The organism is Orenia metallireducens (assembly GCF_001693735.1).
In the GTDB taxonomy this organism is placed as follows: domain Bacteria; phylum Bacillota; class Halanaerobiia; order Halobacteroidales; family Halobacteroidaceae; genus Orenia; species Orenia metallireducens.
Genome location: NZ_LWDV01000006.1, coordinates 216,679 through 236,017 on the forward strand (window position 1 = coordinate 216,679; position 19,339 = coordinate 236,017).

General features: G+C 32.7%; 20 protein-coding genes. All 20 read right to left on the reverse strand.

The genetic code is table 11. From position 1 onward, the window contains the following. Positions 1 to 14 precede the first annotated feature (14 nt). Positions 15 to 1,814, reverse strand: a complete 1,800-nt coding sequence (locus U472_RS02330) for an ABC transporter ATP-binding protein (RefSeq protein ID WP_176714095.1) — start codon at positions 1,812 to 1,814, stop codon at positions 15 to 17. 694 nt (positions 1,815 to 2,508) lie between these two features. Next, positions 2,509 to 2,646: a hypothetical protein gene (locus U472_RS16680; RefSeq protein ID WP_176714096.1), complete on the reverse strand. Its 138-nt coding sequence runs from the start codon at positions 2,644 to 2,646 to the stop codon at positions 2,509 to 2,511. A 9-nt stretch (positions 2,647 to 2,655) separates the two neighbouring features. Then, positions 2,656 to 2,790, reverse strand: coding sequence for a hypothetical protein (locus U472_RS17340; protein ID WP_281201048.1), 135 nt, complete (start codon positions 2,788 to 2,790; stop codon positions 2,656 to 2,658). Positions 2,791 to 3,007: 217 nt separating this feature from the next. Further along, the gene (locus U472_RS02340; RefSeq protein ID WP_068715125.1) at positions 3,008 to 3,787 is read right to left on the reverse strand and encodes a class I SAM-dependent methyltransferase; all 780 of its coding nucleotides are present in this window, start codon (positions 3,785 to 3,787) and stop codon (positions 3,008 to 3,010) included. Between the two features lie 176 nt (positions 3,788 to 3,963). Next, the gene (locus U472_RS02345; RefSeq protein WP_068715127.1) at positions 3,964 to 4,242 is read right to left on the reverse strand and encodes a 2TM domain-containing protein; all 279 of its coding nucleotides are present in this window, start codon (positions 4,240 to 4,242) and stop codon (positions 3,964 to 3,966) included. 71 nt (positions 4,243 to 4,313) lie between these two features. Continuing rightward, positions 4,314 to 4,556, reverse strand: a complete 243-nt coding sequence (locus U472_RS02350) for a tautomerase family protein (RefSeq protein WP_281201052.1) — start codon at positions 4,554 to 4,556, stop codon at positions 4,314 to 4,316. 15 nt (positions 4,557 to 4,571) lie between these two features. Next, positions 4,572 to 5,021 carry a GNAT family N-acetyltransferase gene (locus U472_RS02355; protein ID WP_068715131.1) on the reverse strand — a complete coding sequence of 150 codons (450 nt, stop codon included), beginning with the start codon at positions 5,019 to 5,021 and terminating at the stop codon, positions 4,572 to 4,574. 38 nt (positions 5,022 to 5,059) lie between these two features. Continuing rightward, on the reverse strand, positions 5,060 to 5,719 hold the full coding sequence (locus tag U472_RS02360) for an NUDIX hydrolase (RefSeq protein WP_068715133.1): 660 nt from the start codon (positions 5,717 to 5,719) through the stop codon (positions 5,060 to 5,062). Between the two features lie 275 nt (positions 5,720 to 5,994). Continuing rightward, entirely contained in the window at positions 5,995 to 7,641 is a 1,647-nt protein-coding gene (locus U472_RS02365; protein WP_068715135.1) for an ArnT family glycosyltransferase, read from the reverse strand. A 51-nt stretch (positions 7,642 to 7,692) separates the two neighbouring features. Then, on the reverse strand, positions 7,693 to 7,956 hold the full coding sequence (locus U472_RS02370) for a lipid-A-disaccharide synthase N-terminal domain-containing protein (protein WP_068715137.1): 264 nt from the start codon (positions 7,954 to 7,956) through the stop codon (positions 7,693 to 7,695). Next, the gene (locus tag U472_RS02375; RefSeq protein WP_068715139.1) at positions 7,956 to 8,681 is read right to left on the reverse strand and encodes a glycosyltransferase family 2 protein; all 726 of its coding nucleotides are present in this window, start codon (positions 8,679 to 8,681) and stop codon (positions 7,956 to 7,958) included. The genes U472_RS02370 and U472_RS02375 overlap by 1 nt, the downstream gene beginning before the upstream one ends. Positions 8,682 to 8,706: 25 nt before the next feature. Then, positions 8,707 to 9,651 carry an NAD-dependent epimerase/dehydratase family protein gene (locus U472_RS02380; RefSeq protein ID WP_068715141.1) on the reverse strand — a complete coding sequence of 315 codons (945 nt, stop codon included), beginning with the start codon at positions 9,649 to 9,651 and terminating at the stop codon, positions 8,707 to 8,709. A 127-nt stretch (positions 9,652 to 9,778) separates the two neighbouring features. Next, positions 9,779 to 11,182, reverse strand: coding sequence for a sensor histidine kinase (locus tag U472_RS02385; protein WP_068715143.1), 1,404 nt, complete (start codon positions 11,180 to 11,182; stop codon positions 9,779 to 9,781). Then, positions 11,179 to 11,856, reverse strand: coding sequence for a response regulator transcription factor (locus U472_RS02390; RefSeq protein ID WP_068715145.1), 678 nt, complete (start codon positions 11,854 to 11,856; stop codon positions 11,179 to 11,181). The genes U472_RS02385 and U472_RS02390 overlap by 4 nt, the downstream gene beginning before the upstream one ends. A 440-nt stretch (positions 11,857 to 12,296) precedes the next feature. Then, a complete protein-coding gene (locus U472_RS02395) occupies positions 12,297 to 13,538 on the reverse strand; it encodes a hypothetical protein (protein WP_245684721.1) in 1,242 nt (413 codons plus the stop codon). An 80-nt stretch (positions 13,539 to 13,618) separates the two neighbouring features. Further along, the gene (locus U472_RS02400; protein ID WP_068715149.1) at positions 13,619 to 14,770 is read right to left on the reverse strand and encodes a DUF362 domain-containing protein; all 1,152 of its coding nucleotides are present in this window, start codon (positions 14,768 to 14,770) and stop codon (positions 13,619 to 13,621) included. Between the two features lie 269 nt (positions 14,771 to 15,039). Beyond that, positions 15,040 to 16,833, reverse strand: a complete 1,794-nt coding sequence (locus U472_RS02405; protein ID WP_068715150.1) for a C45 family autoproteolytic acyltransferase/hydrolase — start codon at positions 16,831 to 16,833, stop codon at positions 15,040 to 15,042. Positions 16,834 to 16,976: 143 nt separating this feature from the next. Continuing rightward, positions 16,977 to 17,435: a phosphatidylglycerophosphatase A family protein gene (locus tag U472_RS02410; protein ID WP_083189705.1), complete on the reverse strand. Its 459-nt coding sequence runs from the start codon at positions 17,433 to 17,435 to the stop codon at positions 16,977 to 16,979. Next, on the reverse strand, positions 17,432 to 17,956 hold the full coding sequence (pgsA, locus tag U472_RS02415) for a CDP-diacylglycerol--glycerol-3-phosphate 3-phosphatidyltransferase (protein WP_068715152.1): 525 nt from the start codon (positions 17,954 to 17,956) through the stop codon (positions 17,432 to 17,434). The genes U472_RS02410 and pgsA overlap by 4 nt, the downstream gene beginning before the upstream one ends. Continuing rightward, complete coding sequence (rimO, locus tag U472_RS02420; protein ID WP_068715154.1) at positions 17,953 to 19,281, reverse strand: 30S ribosomal protein S12 methylthiotransferase RimO; 1,329 nt, start codon at positions 19,279 to 19,281, stop codon at positions 17,953 to 17,955. The genes pgsA and rimO overlap by 4 nt, the downstream gene beginning before the upstream one ends. Between the last annotated feature and the right edge of the window lie 58 nt (positions 19,282 to 19,339).

Here is a 19,339-nt window from a genome sequence, read left to right on the forward strand (position 1 = left end):
TCAATTATTAAAAATTACCCATTTACCACCATTTCCTTTTCTAGACAATTTTGAATATCCCATACTCTTTTATACATACCTTCTCTATTAATCAACTCTTGATGAGTTCCTACCTCTACAATTCTACCTTCATCTATTACTAAAATCTTATCAGCTTCAGCTAAGGTATTGATACGATGAGAGATAATAAAGGTTGTAGTATCTTCTCTCTTCTTCTTCAACTCCTGACGAATGGCAGCATCAGTCTCAGTATCAACTGCACTTAAGGAGTCATCAAAGATTAATATCGGGCATTCTCTGATTAGGGTCCTGGCAATAGCTACCCTCTGTTTTTGACCACCTGACAAAGAGACTCCCCGCTCTCCTACTAAGGTATCATAGCCCTCTTCAAAACCTAAAATAACATCATGAACAGCTGCATTATTAGCTGCTTCAAAGATCTCTGTATCTCTTACATCACCTCTAGCTAAACCTATATTCTCTTTAATAGATTTGGCAAAGAGAAAAGGTTCTTGTAAAACCAGACCAATATTCTTCCTTAACCACTTTTTATTGATATCTTTGATTTCATGACCACCTATCTTAATTGAACCCTCTTGATAATCATATAGTCTAGCTAATAGATGAACCAGAGAGCTCTTACCAGAGCCTGTTGCTCCTAAGATAGCTATAGTCTCCCCTTCCTTAACCTCAAAGGAGATATCCTTTAATACAGGTTTTCCCTTTTCATATTCAAAGTAAACACTTTGGAAGTTAATATCCCCTTTTATCTCTGGTTTAAGCTCACCATCCTTCTCTTCTTCTCTAGCTTCATCTAAGATTTCCTGAATACGACCTAGAGCTACTAAGGTTTTACCCATATCTGTTAAAATGCGACCAAGTTGGCGGATTGGCCATAATAGCATACCTTCATAAGTAATAAATACAACTAGGGTTCCTAAGGTTATAACCCCTTCAAAAGCCCAATAAGAGCCAAAAATCAATACTATTCCAATCTGAAACATACTCAAGAAATCAGATACTGACCAAAACCAAGCCAATAATCGTAATACATGATAACATTTATCTTTATAATCTAAACTCTCTTTATCAAACTTATCTATCTCATAATTTTCTCTAGCAAAGGCTCTAACTACTCTAACCCCTGTTAAGTTCTCCTGCAATACTGTAGACATTCTCCCTTCAGCCTCATCAGCAGCTTTAAAAGATTTCTTAACCTCCCTATAAAAGAAGTAAGAGAAAGCTAAGATAATAGGCACTACTCCAATAGCTACTAGGGTCAGCTTTACATCTAGTAAAAACATAATAATAGCTACAAAAACCATCATAAAGATAGCACGACCAACCTCTACCAATTGTACCGCTAAAAAGCGTCGAATAGTATCCACATCGGAAGTGCAGCGCTGAATTAAATCACCAGTCTCAGCCTTAGTATGATATTCATAAGGAAGATGCTGCAAATGATCATATAGTCTTTCTCTCATATTCTTAGCAATCGATTCAGCTGCCATAGCTGACCATTTACCTTTAAAGTATAAAAACAACCCCCGTAATAGAGTCAATAGAACTATTACTATCCCAGCAATCCATAAATTCTGTACTAAAACTCCTTTACCGCCAAAACCTTCTATAGCTGCCCCTATTACTTGAGGTACATCTAAAGGTTTATCACCAATTATAGAGTCTATTGTTACTCTCAATACCAATGGACTTAGAATTGAAAAGAAGGTTGCTAAAGCAATACTAATTAATGCTCCAATGTACAATAACCTATTTCCTCTCATATAACTCCAAAACAATCTTAAATTACCCAAAACTATTACCTCCCTTAATAAAACACCTTATAAAACCAAAAATTAAATATTATAAAATCATCGTTACATAAATCCCTTCCACATCTTTCGCTTATTAACCCCACTCATAATTACTCCCTCCCTAAAATCACTATGTAATCCAATATAAAGAAAAAACCACAGGTAATTTTACCTGTGGTTAAAGAGATAAGAGCCTACTATATAGATATAAATTATCCATAAAAAACCACAGGTATTTTTATAACCTGTGGTTTAAACAAAAAATAACTTATGTAATCTTAATTAGATTAGATATTTATCCCCAAGCAGGTCATAAAGATATATTTATTTTTAAGATTTCCTACAATATTTAACAGCATCATAACTAAAAAGATTACAATTAGTAAATTATTCATCTTTACGACCTCCTTTCAAAATTTATTTTATATTGAATTATTTTTAAATTTATTATACATTTAGTATATATAGGTTTATATTGTATGTCAAGGATTAATTTTAAATTAATATTATTTCATTATTTGGCATAAATATTAATTGATTTAACCCATATTAATATTCCTTACAGCAGTACAAGTCTCCTTAAATAGTATATATCTATCAGCTGTAATAGAATTACTTTTTAATTGAAATATTAACCATTTTAAATATCTCTATATTCAACTCTAAAATTTAATGACCATACTTCTTTATAAAACTAATCTCTCAAAATATTTATTCTAGGCTTAAATCCATACCTCATATAAAATTTGAATACTTCCTTATTACCAGATGCCACAGCTATCTTCTTAGAAACTACTTTTTCTTCATCTAACCATCTTAAAGCACCTTTCATTAATCTGTCTCATAAATTTATACCTCTATCTTCTTCCTTTACATATATTGAATCTATCTCTCCTATCCTTTTAGAGCTAACTGAAGAGATAGCATAAGCAATCAGTTCCTCCTTATTTATATCCTCTACCACTTCGATTCTCAATATAAATCCTTCTCTATTTAACTTTTTAATTCTATCTTCAAAGGTATTCTTCCTAAAATAATCTTCAAAATAGATTGATTTTTCTTGGTGATATCGGTTCAGTTCTACTCATAAGGGTCTTATCATCTCTATTTCATCTTTAGCTATCAAATAAAAATTAAAGTTATCCATAGTATAATCTCCTTATAAATTAATTGTTATATAAACCAAATTAAAATCATTTCTTAGCAAAGACATTGATTCTTCTAAAGATTTCAAAGTATCTTCCATTATCTAATTCAGTACTTTCTAACATTCTCTTAATCACAGTATTTCTAAAGGAGTCAGCATCTTCTTCTGATATAAATTCTAAAAAAGGTACTAAAGAGGGGTGCTCAATCCATTTGACCAATTCATCAGAGTTTGGAAAGTGCCAATCAGCATTCTCTTCCCAAACATCTACTTGACTGAATTTACACCCTGCAATTAATTCCTCATAATGACTGACTTTAGGCATATACCAAGGCCATTCAAAGCCATTAAAGTACCTTCTATACCTTGCTTCTTTAATCGTTCTTCTGATCACCTCAAAATAGTTGGAACAATTACCATCAGCAGCAAAATTAAAACGAATTATTCCTTTGGGTTTCAATGCCTTAAAACAGTTATTAAGTAAGTTATTATGATCTTTCACCCAATGTAAGGCTGCATTAGAGAAGATAAGGTCAAATTGCTCTATAAAATTAATCTCGTTGATATCCATCACTTGAAAATCTAAATTATCTCTAATTAATCTAGTAGCAGTCTCAACCATCCCAGAAGAAACATCTATACCTAAAACCCTCCCTTCTGGAACAGCTTCAGCCAATTGAGCCGTCACTATCCCATCACCACATCCTAAGTCGAGTATAGTCTCATCCCCCTTTAAATCTAACTCTCTTATCAATCTAGCCCCCCACTCCTTCTGATGTTTAGAAGCCTCCTTATATTTCTCACCATCAAATTCAAAGTTCTTCATTATAAATACACCTCTCAATTCTTCTTTTTGATTCAATAAGCTGCATATAATATAGTTATTAATAACTGAATATACTATATTTTCTATATCGGACTCCAATAACCATTTTATTTTCATTTATATTCTGTAAAAAGTAAATTTCGCAATCTCTTATGTGAAGTTTATAAATAATTATGTTAATCATCTTTATATTTATTCATTAACTCTCTTATCTTCTTCTCTTCCCAGTCCTTTCCTAATAGCTTGCCAAAACCAAATACACTGAAGGAATGACTAGCTAAACCTATTCCCCAGCCCAACATAGGCCAATAGAACCATAGAGATTCTGGACTGGTAGTAAGGTTAAGTATAGCCAAGCCACTATTGACAAGTATATAGGTAAATAGATGTTTATAAAAGACCTTTAATTGAGCTACTCTCTCTTTAGCCTGCTTATATAGCTCTTCATTTTCCATAATAGCACCTCCTCAATACACAAATTTATTTTCTTATATTTTAATTATTCTCTTCTCTAAGCTATTTCAAGTCAATCTTCTACACCCATTTTTCCACAGCCTTCACCAAACTTTATAGAATGTAGTTCTCCTCCTGTTGCCCAATTATCCCTGTCATATTCATCAATTACCACTGTAACCCATTCTGCCTTAACATTTAATATCTCAACTGCTTCTCTAGTAATAGCTTTCACAAACCTCTCTTTCTGCTCTACAGTCCTTCCTTTTGCCAATTTAAGATTAATAAAAGGCATCTCATCACTCCTATAAAATATTAAATAAGTTCACAATCAATATAAATCTAACACCATCTCATCTGTAGCTTTAAAGCCTAATTTCTCATAGATAGATCTTCCTTGTTCTGAAGCTAAGAGTCTTATCACCTTAACATCCTGTTCCTTTAACCAACTAATCACTTGAGAAGTCAACTTAGTAGCATACCCATTTTTGCGATACTTTGGGTAAGTGTAGACATCACCTATAAAGCCATAATAACTCGTTTTAAAATAAGAATAAGGAATATCCTCCTTAATAAATCCTCCTGCACAAGCAATAATTTTCCCATTCTTTTCTACTACAAAATGCAATACCTTATCTTGTCTGTATAATTTTTGATAAGAAACCAAGACCTTGTTGTAAACATCATCAGCTAATAGATCATCTAACCCATCTTCTTTATACATCTCTAGCTTCATCTCCACGATTTTGCTCAATTCATCTAAATTAGCCCTTCTCACCACACTACTCCCTCCTCTACTACTCTATTTCAATCTGATCATCAGCAGAATTGTTCTACAAAATCATAGATCAACTCTGCTGTTATACCCCAAATAGCTCCTTGTTTAGTTTGATAGAGATATATCTTATAAGCTCTTCCGCCCCAAGGCTTAGTATAACGCTCAGGTAAGCCTAACTCTTTAGCTGGGAAGGTTATAACCTCTTCACCTTTTTGATTAATATAACTAGGGTGTATCTCTAATCTAACCTGATACTCTTGAGGAGGATTCTCTTTGAAATAAGACAGAGGAAGAGTAATTACCTCAGCAACCTCTTTTGAATTTATCTCCAAATCTTCTAAGTTGTCCACCTCTAGAACGCCTACAAAGGTATCGATAGTCACCCCCATAGCTGCCACTAAAGTATCCAGCCTTCCTATAATCTTAATATTCTCCTTAGTAATCCCCAGCTCTTCCATAGTCTCTCTAATAGCAGTATCTTCATAACTTGCATCAATACTCGGATCATGTTTACCACCAGGCAAGCAGACCTCGCCACCTTGACTGATATTAGCAGCCCTTCTTTCAAAAAGAAGATGGTACTCTCCATCTATAAAATATAATAGCATCAATACCGCTGAATTAAAGTACTTATCCTTTCTATGTATCCCTGGAATTTTAGGTAATTTATCCTTTAAATTATTCAAAAATTCATCATGCATCTATGACTCCTCCTTTAATAACTTATTCTTCAATAAACCTCTTTATCTTTATACTTAGCTTATATTATAAGTTCGACTCCTGATTTATTAAATTCAGTATTAGTAAAGATATTCCTGCTATAATTGACTATTGAAGCCTTATTCATTGTATATACTAAAATAAAGTTTAAATATATAATGACATAACTCAAATAATCAACTAAAGTAATTTTAAAACTATTCTCTATTTAAAAGTCAAAAACTACCGACTTTAATCGGTAGTTCAATTATATGACCTAATCATTGATTGTCTTTATTAATAACATATCATTACTTCCAACCTTATACTTCTTGACTAACCAATTATCTTTTACTTCAAAGAAATTATAAAATTTGTCCTCATCAGAAACAATTAAAATTACATTCTCTGAACTACTTAAAAATCTCTCTACTTCTTCTTCACTTTTAAAGATATAATCATAATAAATTCCATTGTAAAAGATAAAGCCACTATCATTATTATGAGATCCCCACAGTCCTACCTCTTCATCAGCTACTTGCAAAGTAGCCAAATCCTCTGCCAGATATCGTTCACTTTTAACTAAATTGACTCTGGGCATAATTATAAGCTTCATCACTAGAATCAATACCACTGAAAAAGTTACAGTAACTATAAATATTCTCTTACTACTTTTCTGAAATAGTAGGGAAATAAAGAGCAATCCCCAAATAATAAAGAATAAGGATAAAGATTTAACAACAGTAGTAAATCCGTATTCTCTTATCATACTAGAGTTGAACTCTTTGTTTAGTAATTCATTGCCTTGCAAGGCTAAGAATACTCCTACTATTAAAATCAAAGTACCAAAAATTAATGCTGGAATCTTTAGTCCTTTTAAAGATTCTATATTCTTTTTAGCAAATTCACTAAAATACCAGCTAATCAGAAGGGCAAAAGCTGGATATACCTGTAATAAATAAATCCCCCGCTTACTCCCTACAAAACTCAATATAATCAATATACTCATAAACCAGATACAATTAAACCCCACAATCTTAGGTAAAGAATCTCTTTTCTTCCACAGATAATAAGCAGCAGGAATTAAGAATATAGTCCATGGTAAAGCCTCAATTGGGAAGTTAATCAAATAATAATAAAAAGGATTGGGATGACCTTGGGCTCCAGTAGAATATTCAAGCAGCTGATCTAATACTGCCACCTTAAAATAATCATATCCTGCAACCTTAAATATTAAAGCTATCCAAGTTCCAACTACAACAGTAAAGAATAAAAGCCCCTTAAACCAAGCTATATTCTTCAATTTAGACAATTCTTTAGTTATAGCTGTATAGATTAGAATAACCACTACTGGCAATAAAGCTACTGGACTTTTAACTAAAGAACCAATTCCTATTAACAAAAAAGCTAAGCAAGACTTCCAACAGCTATCCTTATCTTCTAATTGTTCATATAATAAAATCATAGCTATAGTAGTACAGAAGATAAGTGGTATATCTAAGTTGACTCTCATAGCAAACCAGAAGTAATTACCGATAGTCGCCAAGACAATTCCTGTTAAGATTCCAACTCTTCTTCCTAACTTACTTCCATAATAATAACTTAATAAACCAATCAATAGACTTGCCAAAATAATTCCAGGTAATCTAACCGTTGTAACAGTCATCTTTCCTATCAGAGCTGAAAAAGCTGCAATCATTCTAAAATACAATGGTGGTTTTTCATAATAAATTTCCTGATTTAAATGGGGAATAATCCAATTCCCTTCTATCAACATCTCTCTAGCCACTTCTGAATATCTTGGTTCATCAGGAGACCAGAGATCATAATTCCAAATATTAAATAGATATAAGCTAAACACAACCACTGTAAGTAATAAAGTATAGATTAAAAGCTTTTTATCATAATTAGATCTACTAATCAAAGTAAACCCCCCCTTAAATTGACCAAACCTCCAATTTATTCTTATTGATAATCATTTTTGACCTTTTTCATCATTTCTATTGATCAAAATCAAATTTCTCAGATAAATAAATGAGCCAGTAGCCTGCCCTAGAATAAAGACAGGATCTTTTTGATGAATAGCATAACTTAATAAAGTAAGACTACCTGCAATACTTAAGTACCAAAAAGTATTAGGAATCACACTCTTTTTAGCCTTCTCTGAAGCTATCCATTGCACAATAAACCTCAAAGAGAAAATGGCTTGTCCGATTAATCCTATCACTATCCACAACATCAATTATCTTCTCCCTTAATGCGATAATTTATCTGCCTTTTCTGCATCCATCTTACAGCTAAAGTATCCTTTAAACCAGCCCACAGGCGATTAGTGATCCCATATTTAGATTTACCCTCATATCTAGGATAATGATTGACTGGGATCTCTATTACACTATAACCCTTCATCTTAGCTAAAGTAGGAAAGAAACGATGCATTCCTTCAAATAAATTATAATCTTTGACTACTTCACTTCTAAATAACTTTAAGGGGCATCCTGTATCAACTATCTTCTCATTAGTTAGCCAATTTCTAACCCCATTACCAACTTTAGAAGATATCTTCTTGATAACTGTATCCTCTCGGTCCACCCTTACCCCACAGACTAAATCATAATCTTCAATCTTAGTTAACAACTTTAAAATATCTACTGGATCAACCTGTAAATCAGCATCCAATGTAGCCACTAATCTTCCTTCAGCCTTATCAAAGGCTGCTGCAAAAGCCGCAGTCTGTCCATTATTCTCTGTAAAGTGATAGACTTTAACCTCTTCATACTCTTCTGCTAGATGATCAAGCAACTCACTACTCCCATCAACACTTCCATCATCGATATATATAATCTCAAAGGATTCAACTACATTAGCTATTGCTTGTATAATCTTTTCAGTCAATGGTCTTAAATTACCATATTCATTATAGACTGGTGCAACTACTGATAAATCTACTTTATAATCCTTCATACTCCATCCCCTTTTCTTATAAAATCTATTTATATATTCTTTTAAGCCATTGAATTTCCCTTTTTAATCCTTCTTTCAAATCTATCTTAGACTGATAGGCTAATTTCTTTCTAATCTTACTCTCATCTGCTTCAGTATGCTTAACATCACCTTTAGCTACTGCTTTATATTCACAGTTAGCTTTTTTACCGATTATATCTTCAATAATATCAATAGCCTGATTTAATGTAATCCGTTCCCCTGCTCCACCTACATTAAATATTTCACCTTCTAAATCACTTAAAGCTGCTAATATATTTGCTTCTACTATATCACCAACATAGGTAAAATTGCGAGATTGTTCGCCATCACCAAAGATTCTTAACTTTTCACCTTGTAAAATAGCCTTAATAAAGATATGAAAAGCCATATCTGGTCTCTGCCTCTCTCCAAAAACAGTAAAGTACCTTAATGAGATTGTAGGAACACCAAAATTCTTCCAATATAAGTAACATAAGTTCTCTGCTGCCAACTTTGATACCCCATATGGAGATACTGGCTGTAAATAATTATTCTCTCTCATCGGTAATTGATCAGTATTACCATAAACTGATGATGACGATGCATAAATAAATTTCTTAATATTAGACTCTTTAGCAGCCTCTAATAGTTGTTGGGTCAACCGTATATTACTATCAGTATAGATATCAAAATTACTTCCCCAACTAGCTCTCACACCAGCCTGAGCTGCCTGATGGTAGATATAGTCTACTCCCTTTAATAAATCTACCAAATCTAAATCCAATAGATTGGCTTCAATAAAGTTAAAGTTTTTATCTTTAATAATAGATTCTAAGTTCTTCTCTTTTAATTTGCGGGAATAATAATCAGTAAAGCAGTCTACCCCTATTACCTTCTCTCCTCTTGTTAATAACTCTTCAGCTAAATTAGAACCAATAAAACCAGCTACTCCTGTTATTAAATGAGCCATTATTATTACACCCCTCTTTTATATCACTAAATTATAGTAATTAAATCTAAGCTGTGATTGATATCTGTTAGTGAAGATATTGTATCAATCTTCCTATTAAGACAAGGTTAAAATTCAACTCTGCTATTTATTTTTGTGGCAGATAAATAGTAAATATACTTCCTTGATTAATCTCACTTTCAATCTCTATATTACCCTTATGAATCCTTACAATCCATTGACAGATTGATAGACCTAATCCACTCCCACCGCTAGCTCTAGAGCGGGATTTATCTACACGGTAAAACCTATCAAAAATATAAGCTTGATCTTCTTTAGAGATACCAATGCCAGTATCTTTAATCTCAATTCTAATCTGATTACTCTGAGATTTGACCTTAATATCAATACTCCCCTTCGGAGGTGTATATTTAATAGCATTATCTAACAAATTTATTAATAGCTGAGTTAGCATACTCTGGTCACCATATAGCCTCAGACCTTGCTCAATCTCAAAATCTATATTGATATCTTTCTTTAATGCCAACTCCTCCATCTCTTCAATAACTATTTCAATCAATTCTGTAAAATCTAAACTCTCTTTCTCTATAGGGTGTTGATTCATATCACTACGAGCCAGTAATAGTAGTTGACCTACTAAATGGCTCATATAATCAGTCTGCTTTTGAATGACCTTTAGTGCATGTCGGTACTCTTTAGCAGAGCGTTCTTCTTTCAAATTTTCTTCAGCATGGACTCTAATTATGGCAATAGGAGTTCTTAGCTCGTGGGAAGCATCACTAGTAAATCTCTTCTCTCTACTAAAGGCTTCTTCCAAACGATTCAATAAATCATTTAAAGTATCTATTAAACGTCCTGTTTCATCATCATCATTATTAGCAATTATTCTCTTTGAAAGATTACTATGACTTATAGCTTGCGCAGTCTTACTAATTTGATCAATAGGCTTTAATGCTTTATAGGCTAAGAAATAACCACCACTACTAGCCAATAATAAAGTTAGTGGTATTGCTAATATTAAAATAGCTATCAACTTATTTAAGGTAGCCTCTTCACCAGCTAAGGAACGTGCCAATCTCAAATATCCTATAAATCCTTGCTTGTTTTTAGCTGCTAAGGTTACTACTACCCATTTTTGATCTTTTCTTCTACTCTCTAATTCTATTAGAAAATCAGATTCAGCAGGCTTAATTATTTTAGGGGTTACTTTATCAATATCTTTTCCCATAAGCAGTTCTCCTGATTGATTATAAAAAGCACTGGTAGTCCCTTTAAAAACAATCTCCTCCAACTCTTCCTCTAATTTAAGCAAATATGGTCCGCCATCTTCTTTCTGTTCTTTATTTACTTCTCTTAAAACCTTCTCTGCCTGAATCTGTAGTTGCTTTCTTACTCTATCATGAATATAGCTCTCCATACTCCAATAGAGTGCTCCACTAAATAATATCAAGACTAAAACTAAGATAATAATATACCAGAAAGTGAGTCTAACCTTAATTCTTGAGAAGAAATTCTTTAATTTATCTATCATTTCTCTACCACTTTCAACCTATAGCCTCTTCCTCTAACAGTCTCTATTAATTTTCTATCAAAGCCTTTATCTATCTTTTTGCGAAGGTAACGAATATATACATCTACAATATTAGAGCTACTACCATATCTATAATCCCAAACATGCTCTTCAATCTGAGTTCTACTTAAGACTTGTCCACGATTTCTGATTAGATACTCTAAAACCGAATACTCTTTAACTGTCAACTCTATATCTTTACCTGCTCTGCTCACCTTATGGGTAATAGTATCTAAAAGTAGGTCATCTACCTTCAATACATTATTGCTCTCCTCTAACCTCCTTCTAAATAAAGCTCTAATTCTAGCCCTTAATTCAGCAAAAGCAAAGGGCTTAGTTAAATAATCATCTGCACCTAAATCTAATCCCATTACCTTATCCTCTGTCGAATCCTTAGCTGTAAGAATTAACACAGAAACTTTACTCCCTTGGTCTCTTAATTCTCTTAAGACTTCTGCCCCACTTTTAATAGGTAACATTAAATCTAAAATAATTAAATCATAGTCTATTACAGTAGCTAAACCTATTGCTTCTTCTCCATTACTTGCTACATCAACTGCATAGCCATCTTCTTTTAAACCTTTTTGTAAAACTTCTGCTAAATGATATTCATCTTCTACTATTAAAAGCCTCACCTTTATTGCCTCTCCTTTCTTTAGTTTGTTAATTTGGAATAAGCTCAAAAATAACAAAGTTTATGCTATATCTAACTTAATTATATCTGCTATTTTACTCTTCTCATACTATTCTCTTTAATAAATCAACTTTCCTACATATTCTATATTAAAAGGATTAAATGAAAATTAAAAAAAGATTAAAATATTTTAATCTAAAACATTAATTTTTTCAGAATGGTATGAAATAAAATTAAAGAAGACTAAATTAAAGCAATTCCAAAATAAGAAAACTCTACTAAAAACAATTTTAAAAAAATAACATCCAGATATATTCTAAATGTTATAACTAAACATTTATTAATTTTAATTTTAGTAACCATAAAAAACTAGATTAAGATTCATAATTATCGGCTAATCGTAAAATAACCTGCAAAATTGAACTTTGCAGGTTATTTTATTTACTCTACTTTATAAAACTTATAGGTAACTAACTGCTCTAACTGAGCTGGTCCTTGTCGATCTTTCTCCCACTCTTTTATATCCTCCCAGCTTTCAAAGGAAGTATGGGGGCTGACTAAAGACTCTAACCTTAAATACCATGGGTCTTCTTCTATAACTACAATAGTATTATCTCCATCTGTATTCCCCCAATGGGACAGTCTATGTTCATAGAAATTCCTTCCCTGCCCATTCTGCCAATATGTAATTATCCGTTTAGCTTCAATCTCTCCTACTAAAACTGCACCATCAGGTGCTTTTTCTTTAATACTTCCGATTCTACCCTCTAATAAAGGAAGGTGATTTACAAATCCCTCTGGTGAACGAGTATAATCAAAACGGACTCTTCCTAAAAACTCTGTTACTTTCGAGAAATTAAAGGTAACCATAACTCCTGTTCTAATATCTCTCTCATCAAACTTTTCATCTAGCAGATTTTCATATAAAGCTCCCACTTTATACCCTTTCCAATCTAATCCTAAATAAACACTATAACCTGAACCACTTCTGCCTAACTGATATGGTCTCCCCTCTCTTTTAACTGGACCTCCAGGATGTCTAAGGGGTAAATCTCCAGCTCTAGCTTCAAAATCTACCATTCCAAATCTATCACGATAGAAGAGATAATTCTCTATTAAATTGCTTCCGTTCCGTTCTCCAAATCCCCAATTTATACCTGTTACATGATATCCTAAACCATATTTACTACTATAATCTAAGGTAAGCATTTGACCATTGTAGCCAGTTTCAACATCCTTATAACGTAAATCCTCAGTTCCTGGTACTTGGTCAAAGGTAGATATTAAATCTGGATTTGGAAATCTTAAGTACCTTATATTACCTACCTTTAAGCTTCCACTTAAAGTACCTAACTCCCCATAGTGATAACCATAGCCCTCTATGTATAACTCATCAAAATTAGGGTCGAAACCTTCAATTGTATCAAGCTCTTTATTAGACCTTAAGATTGAATTTACCCTTATCCCAGGAGCCAAATCTATATTAGATTTTAATTGTAAATTTCTTAATTTAAAATGGTCATTCCAAAAATGAGCACCTACACTTAAATCCCACTGACCATTAAATCTACCTATATAAGGAAACCACCAATCACTTTCCGCCTCTTCTGCAGCTCCAATTGAACTTGCTAATATTATATTAAAAATTAAGATTAAAAGAATATAACTTATTAATTTCTTCAATATAACTTCTCCTTTCCTACCTTGAACACCAAATTAATTTCTTACTTGTATTAGTCTTTGGAAAAACTTATCTATCTTAATCATTTTCCAAATAATATCCTTCCTAAAAATGGTCGATGGATATCAACAGCCTCTTTAGGACATAGCTCCTGGCAACAGAAACATCTAATACACTTATCCAAATCTGCTTCTACACAATTACCAGTCTTAGTGATTATCTTTGGTGGACAGCTCTGAATACAAACACCACATTGTACACATTTATTCTCTTTGAATATAGGCTTAGGTCGCAAAGAAGAAGTTACCCACTTGGCAATTGGTGCAGGTAACCGCATTCTCAATAATTCAGCAGAGTTATCGATAGTTGGTGCAACAAAGGAGTACTCCTCTACTTCTTCACCTAGGATTTCAATATCCTCTAATTGGTAAACAAGTCCTCTCTTTTTAGCAACTTTAATAGTAGGTATTGATAATGGATCTACTTTAGCTATCTTAGCCATGACTACATCTAATACACAAGGATTAGGACTGATTAATATAGTATTTAGTTTGATTGCTTCTCCCCCTGTAGGACCTTCGCCCTCCATACCTATAATTCCATCCATAATCGTCAAATTAGGTTTAGTAACCAAGGCTATATCCATTAAAGCATTGGCAAAGTCATTAATTTCCTGCATCTTCATATGGTACTCTGCCTTTAATAACCCAGGAACAGCTCCAAACATATTCTTAACACCACCAGTCATCTTGGTCAGCCCATGGCTTTTAAATTTAGGTAAGTTGATTATCACATCAGCATCACTGATAAATCTACCTAAGGTTATATTCTTTAATACCTCACCTCCAGTAAAAGAGCTTGGAATCTCATCAAAATTCCAATTTAAATCTGCACCAGCCTTCTTAGCCACTTCTTCCATCCCAGTCTTACGATAAACTCTCCTCATCATCGATTCATTAAAAGGGCCACCAGGGCTATCTCCAATAATAGCCTTTGCTCCAAGCTCCTGTACCAGCTCTGCTACCGCTTGAACTATAGCTGGATGAGTTGTAGCACACTCTTCTGCTTTTTTTGCTATAATTAAATTAGCTTTTAGAAGTACCTGCTGATTAGGCTTAACAAAAGCCTCTAGTCCACCCCAAGGCTCCAATCCTCTTCTTATATTCTCCTTTATTAACTGAACATCATAATCATCACACTTTAATAACATTACACGATTATCTCTAAAGGCCATTATAATCTCTCTCCTTTGCTATAAGATATATCTATAATTTCTAGTATTAGATTTAAAATTCCTTTAAATATGTAAATAGAGATAATAAAATACTATATAATAAAATATCTCAACATCTTTAATTAAAGATGTTGAGATATTTTAAGATTGATTAAATTTTATTGCATACTTAAAGAAAATAAGTAGACTTCTTGTAAAATAGAAGAAGTTTGAGCAAGTATAGCTCCCCTGCCTGTTGTAATATCTTCTATTTCCATCACTAAGGGGATTTAATCTATATATTTATCTACTTGAGAAGATAGCTCTTCTTCTAAAGTTCCTACTGCAAACTTCTGAATTAAATTAATACATTTACTGGCATACTCAGATGCCTTTTCCTTATTATTCAATTTAAAATATCCTTCAGCAAGATAACTATATATCTTAACTTTATAAGCTGAATAATCACTGGCTAAATCTAAAGCCTGATTTAAAGACTTAATCCCTTGGCTAATTTGACCTAGATAAACTAATATCCTACCTTTCATAATATAAAGTAGACTAAAATCACGATACCTTTGTAAATTAAAATCTATAGCTTCCAATAACTGATTCTCATCAACAATATCTTTATTCTCTTTCCAAACTTTAAATAAGAGGTCTAGTTCAACAAGGGAAATATCATTCTTTGTAATATCTATCTTCTGCAATAAATTTTGATATTGCTTATTTTGATAAATCTTTAAAAGCTGATTATATTTATGCCCTAAACTTTGAGCTAACTCTCTTATCTGCTTATCCTCTTCTCTGTAGAGTTCTATATCAGCAAAACTCCAACCATATTTATAAAAGGGAGCAAAGGCTGAATATCCTTTAGCATTAGCAAAGTATCCTTCTCTTTTTGTTAAATCCATAATAATTGTCTGCAATGTACTATATTTATTAGCAGTAAAGGTAAGCATACTAAAATCTAAGTTATCCTTATATTTGTAAAAATCGATATCTGCTAAGATATTTATAATATCATTAATCTTCTCTACATTATTATCTCTTAAATTCCCTTCAATATTCTCATATCTACCTATATTATTGGGATGCTCAGCTACAGATACCTCCATATATTTATGGCGCATCTCTTGATTTAAAAAGAAGTTTGTTGTTAAAAGACTATCTCTTTGATTAAGAGGACTCTTTCTAAGCTCACTTCCAAAAAGATCATAAATTACTCCATTATCCTCTTTAGCACTTCCTACTATCATCTCCCAACCAAGATCTGAGTTATAATCCTCTAGTCTCCCCTCTACTTCTTTAAGATTAGTAGAATTCTCTAATATTCTCCTAGTCTTATATAGAATAGGTATCTCATCTGATTTATTTACTTCTGCAGTTTTAACCGCATTTAAAGTAACCCCCAACCCTTCTTGGTTCATCCCAGTAATTACTCCTAATACCCCTACAATGCCAAAACTCTTAAAATTACCATTATTTACAGGATTAAAATCTATTACAATGGGATAATCAGCTAAAAAATCAGGAGAAATATCAAAATTTCTAGCCATTATTAACCGATCACCCAACCTTTTTAAGAAAGTAGAACATCCAAAACCAAATAATTCTGGAGCCAAGGCTGAAAACAATGCTTCTCCATAAGTTATTCCTGCCCCAAGGGCCAATCCCTGTAGCTCTCTTCTATACTCTTTAGGAATTCGATTCTGCATAAACTTTAACTTTAAATCTAAATATGTATTACCAAAGGGTCTAATATACCATGAAGTATTTGAAATAAACTCCTCTTTATAATCATTTAATTTCTGATAAATACTATGTATCTCTTCTCTCATTAACACCCCATACTGTAATCCCATTTCAAAGTTACTTCCTGATAACTTTAAATAGGGTACACCATAATTATATCTAAGTTCACCTTTGCCAAATACTCTCCTATTTTTATCTATTATAATAGGCTTTAAGTCATTACTTTGATTATACTCCTGTAATGAATTGTTATTTATCCTAAATAAAATTATAATTAAAAATAATATTAAAGTTATAAAAACTTTATGATTAAATATTCTCGCCTTCATTTCCTTCCCTCCTGTTCATTACATCAAGATAATAATATTAGTGTAAGTTAATTACATTAATATTATAAAAATTTCTCAAGAATATAATCTTTAAGGAAAGAATAAAAAAAGAGTACTATGAAAAATCATAGTACTCTCACATCCTAAGCAAAATGTACAATAAATTGAATTAATAGATTGGCTATCAATCCTGCCAAAATATCATCTAACATAATCCCTACCCCACCATGAAACTTCTGTAAATTGCGAATTGGGGGCGGCTTTAAAATATCAAATACTCTAAATAATACAAAAGCAGGAATCAACATAGTAACTGGTAAATTATACATAGCAACCAATAGACCTGCAAATTCATCGACTACAATTTGTGGCGCATCCTTCTCACCAAAGAGATTTTCAGCATAGTGGGAGAGAAAAGTACCAATTATAAAGATTATAAAAACTAATGGAAAACCTACTAATCCCATCCCAAGCTTAAAAGCAATCCAAAGTAATATAGCTGCTACTACAGTCCCTACTGTTCCTGGGGCATAAGGGCTAAGTCCACTGTAAAATCCAGTGGCAAGAAATTCTATCACCTTATCCATGCTCCATCCTTTCATTCACTAATCAACTCCTTAGACTTTAATAAGTAATCTAGACCAGAGATTAGAGTTAATATTACAGCACCCCATAATAAAATCTCGGCAAAAGGCAATCTTAAGATTAAAAATATGACGGAAAAAATCTGAGCATTGGTTTTATACTTCCCTAAATTACTTGCTGCAATTATAACTCCTTCTGCAGCAGCCAAAATTCTTAAACCAGTAACAGCAAATTCACGGCTAATGATAATAACTGCTGGCCAAGCACTGATTGCCTGCATATCAACTAAAGAGATAAAAGCAGCTGAAACCAATAATTTATCAGCTAAAGGATCAATAAATTTTCCTAAATTAGTCACTAACCCATCTCTTCTAGCAATATAGCCATCTAAAGCATCGGTAATAGCAGCCAGAATAAAGACTCCTAAAGCCAAGTACCTTCCTGCAATACCTAGAGATTCAAACAATAAAAAAGCCATAAAGATTGGTACTAAAGTAATTCTAATTAAAGTCAATTTATTAGGTAAATTTAAATTCATTCAATCTCCACTCCTACTAAATCATACTCATAAGCATCGGTAACCTCAACCTTAATCATATCACCTATCTTAGCTGATGTACCTTCTACATAGATAACTCCATCAACATCAGGAGCATCTCGACGAGTTCTTCCAACCATAATAACTGGTTCTTCTGACTGAACCTCTTCTAATAAAACTTCAACTACTTTACCAACCCAAGCCTGATTTCTTCGATAAGAGATATCTTCCTGTATACTCATTACCCTCTCATATCTTTCTTGCTTTCTTCCTTCAGGAATTTGACAAGGCATCTTAGCAGCTACAGTCCCTTCTTCTTGAGAATAAGTAAAGGCTCCTAAACGATCAAATTCTGCTTCCTTAACAAAATCAATTAAAGTATTAAACTGTTCTTCACTCTCTCCTGGAAACCCTACAATCAATGAAGTCCTTAAAGTAATATCAGGAATCCTCTCACGTAACTTCTTGACGGTCTTTAATACATCCTCTCTAGTACCACCACGATTCATCTGCTTTCTAATCTCATCATCGGCATGCTGTACCGGTAAATCAAGGTAATTTAAGATACGATCTTCTGTAGCAATCACATCAATCATCTCATCGGTTAAATGGCTTGGATAAGCATATAACAGCCTAAACCATTTGATAGTATCAACAGTTAATAACTCCTTTAACAAATCAACTAATTTTGACTGACCATAAAGATCAATTCCATATTGAGTTATATCTTGGGCAATAATATTAACTTCCTTAACACCTGCTTTAGCCAATTGCTCAACCTCTTGTTTAATATTTTCAATTGACCTACTCTTTAAAGTACCCCTTAGTTGGGGAATAATACAATAAGAGCAGCAGTTGTTACAACCTTCTGCTATCTTGACATATGCTGTATGGTCTGGTGTTAGATTAGTTCTAGGTAGGTAACGGTCATAATCAAATTCAGGATCAGTAACCTTTATTCTCTTCTTTCCACTAAAGGCATCATTAATAACCTCTACAATCTCATCAAAGTTTCCTGTCCCTATAATAGCATCAACCTCTGGCATCTCTTTTTCTAGTTCTTCACTATATCTTTGGGATAGACAACCAGTTACTATTAGTAATTTACAGTTACCTTCCTTCTTGTACTCTGCCAACTCTAAAATGCTATTAATAGACTCCTCTTTAGCATCAGAGATAAATCCACAAGTATTGACTATCAATACTTCAGCCTCATCATACTTCTTAACTATCTCATGCCCACCCTCTTTGATTAATCCCAACATAATTTCAGAATCCACTTGATTCTTAGCACAACCTAAACTTAATAACCCTATTTTACTCATTTTAAAAAGTCACTCCTCTTATAACTTATTATCTTATATACTAGTAGATTTATAAATA

What these genes read in the sequence shown, in the direction of transcription:
- U472_RS16680 (WP_176714096.1), bottom strand. Translation starts at nt 2,646, where the DNA reads ATGAAAGGTGCTTTAAGATGGTTAGATGAAGAAAAAGTAGTTTCTAAG.
- U472_RS02340 (WP_068715125.1), bottom strand. Translation starts at nt 3,787, where the DNA reads ATGAAGAACTTTGAATTTGATGGTGAGAAATATAAGGAGGCTTCTAAA.
- U472_RS02345 (WP_068715127.1), bottom strand. Translation starts at nt 4,242, where the DNA reads ATGGAAAATGAAGAGCTATATAAGCAGGCTAAAGAGAGAGTAGCTCAA.
- U472_RS02360 (WP_068715133.1), bottom strand. Translation starts at nt 5,719, where the DNA reads ATGCATGATGAATTTTTGAATAATTTAAAGGATAAATTACCTAAAATT.
- U472_RS02370 (WP_068715137.1), bottom strand. Translation starts at nt 7,956, where the DNA reads ATGTTGTGGATAGTGATAGGATTAATCGGACAAGCCATTTTCTCTTTG.
- U472_RS02375 (WP_068715139.1), bottom strand. Translation starts at nt 8,681, where the DNA reads ATGAAGGATTATAAAGTAGATTTATCAGTAGTTGCACCAGTCTATAAT.
- U472_RS02380 (WP_068715141.1), bottom strand. Translation starts at nt 9,651, where the DNA reads ATGGCTCATTTAATAACAGGAGTAGCTGGTTTTATTGGTTCTAATTTA.
- U472_RS02385 (WP_068715143.1), bottom strand. Translation starts at nt 11,182, where the DNA reads ATGATAGATAAATTAAAGAATTTCTTCTCAAGAATTAAGGTTAGACTC.
- U472_RS02400 (WP_068715149.1), bottom strand. Translation starts at nt 14,770, where the DNA reads ATGGCCTTTAGAGATAATCGTGTAATGTTATTAAAGTGTGATGATTAT.
- U472_RS02405 (WP_068715150.1), bottom strand. Translation starts at nt 16,833, where the DNA reads ATGAAGGCGAGAATATTTAATCATAAAGTTTTTATAACTTTAATATTA.
- U472_RS02410 (WP_083189705.1), bottom strand. Translation starts at nt 17,435, where the DNA reads ATGAAAGGATGGAGCATGGATAAGGTGATAGAATTTCTTGCCACTGGA.
- pgsA (WP_068715152.1), bottom strand. Translation starts at nt 17,956, where the DNA reads ATGAATTTAAATTTACCTAATAAATTGACTTTAATTAGAATTACTTTA.
- rimO (WP_068715154.1), bottom strand. Translation starts at nt 19,281, where the DNA reads ATGAGTAAAATAGGGTTATTAAGTTTAGGTTGTGCTAAGAATCAAGTG.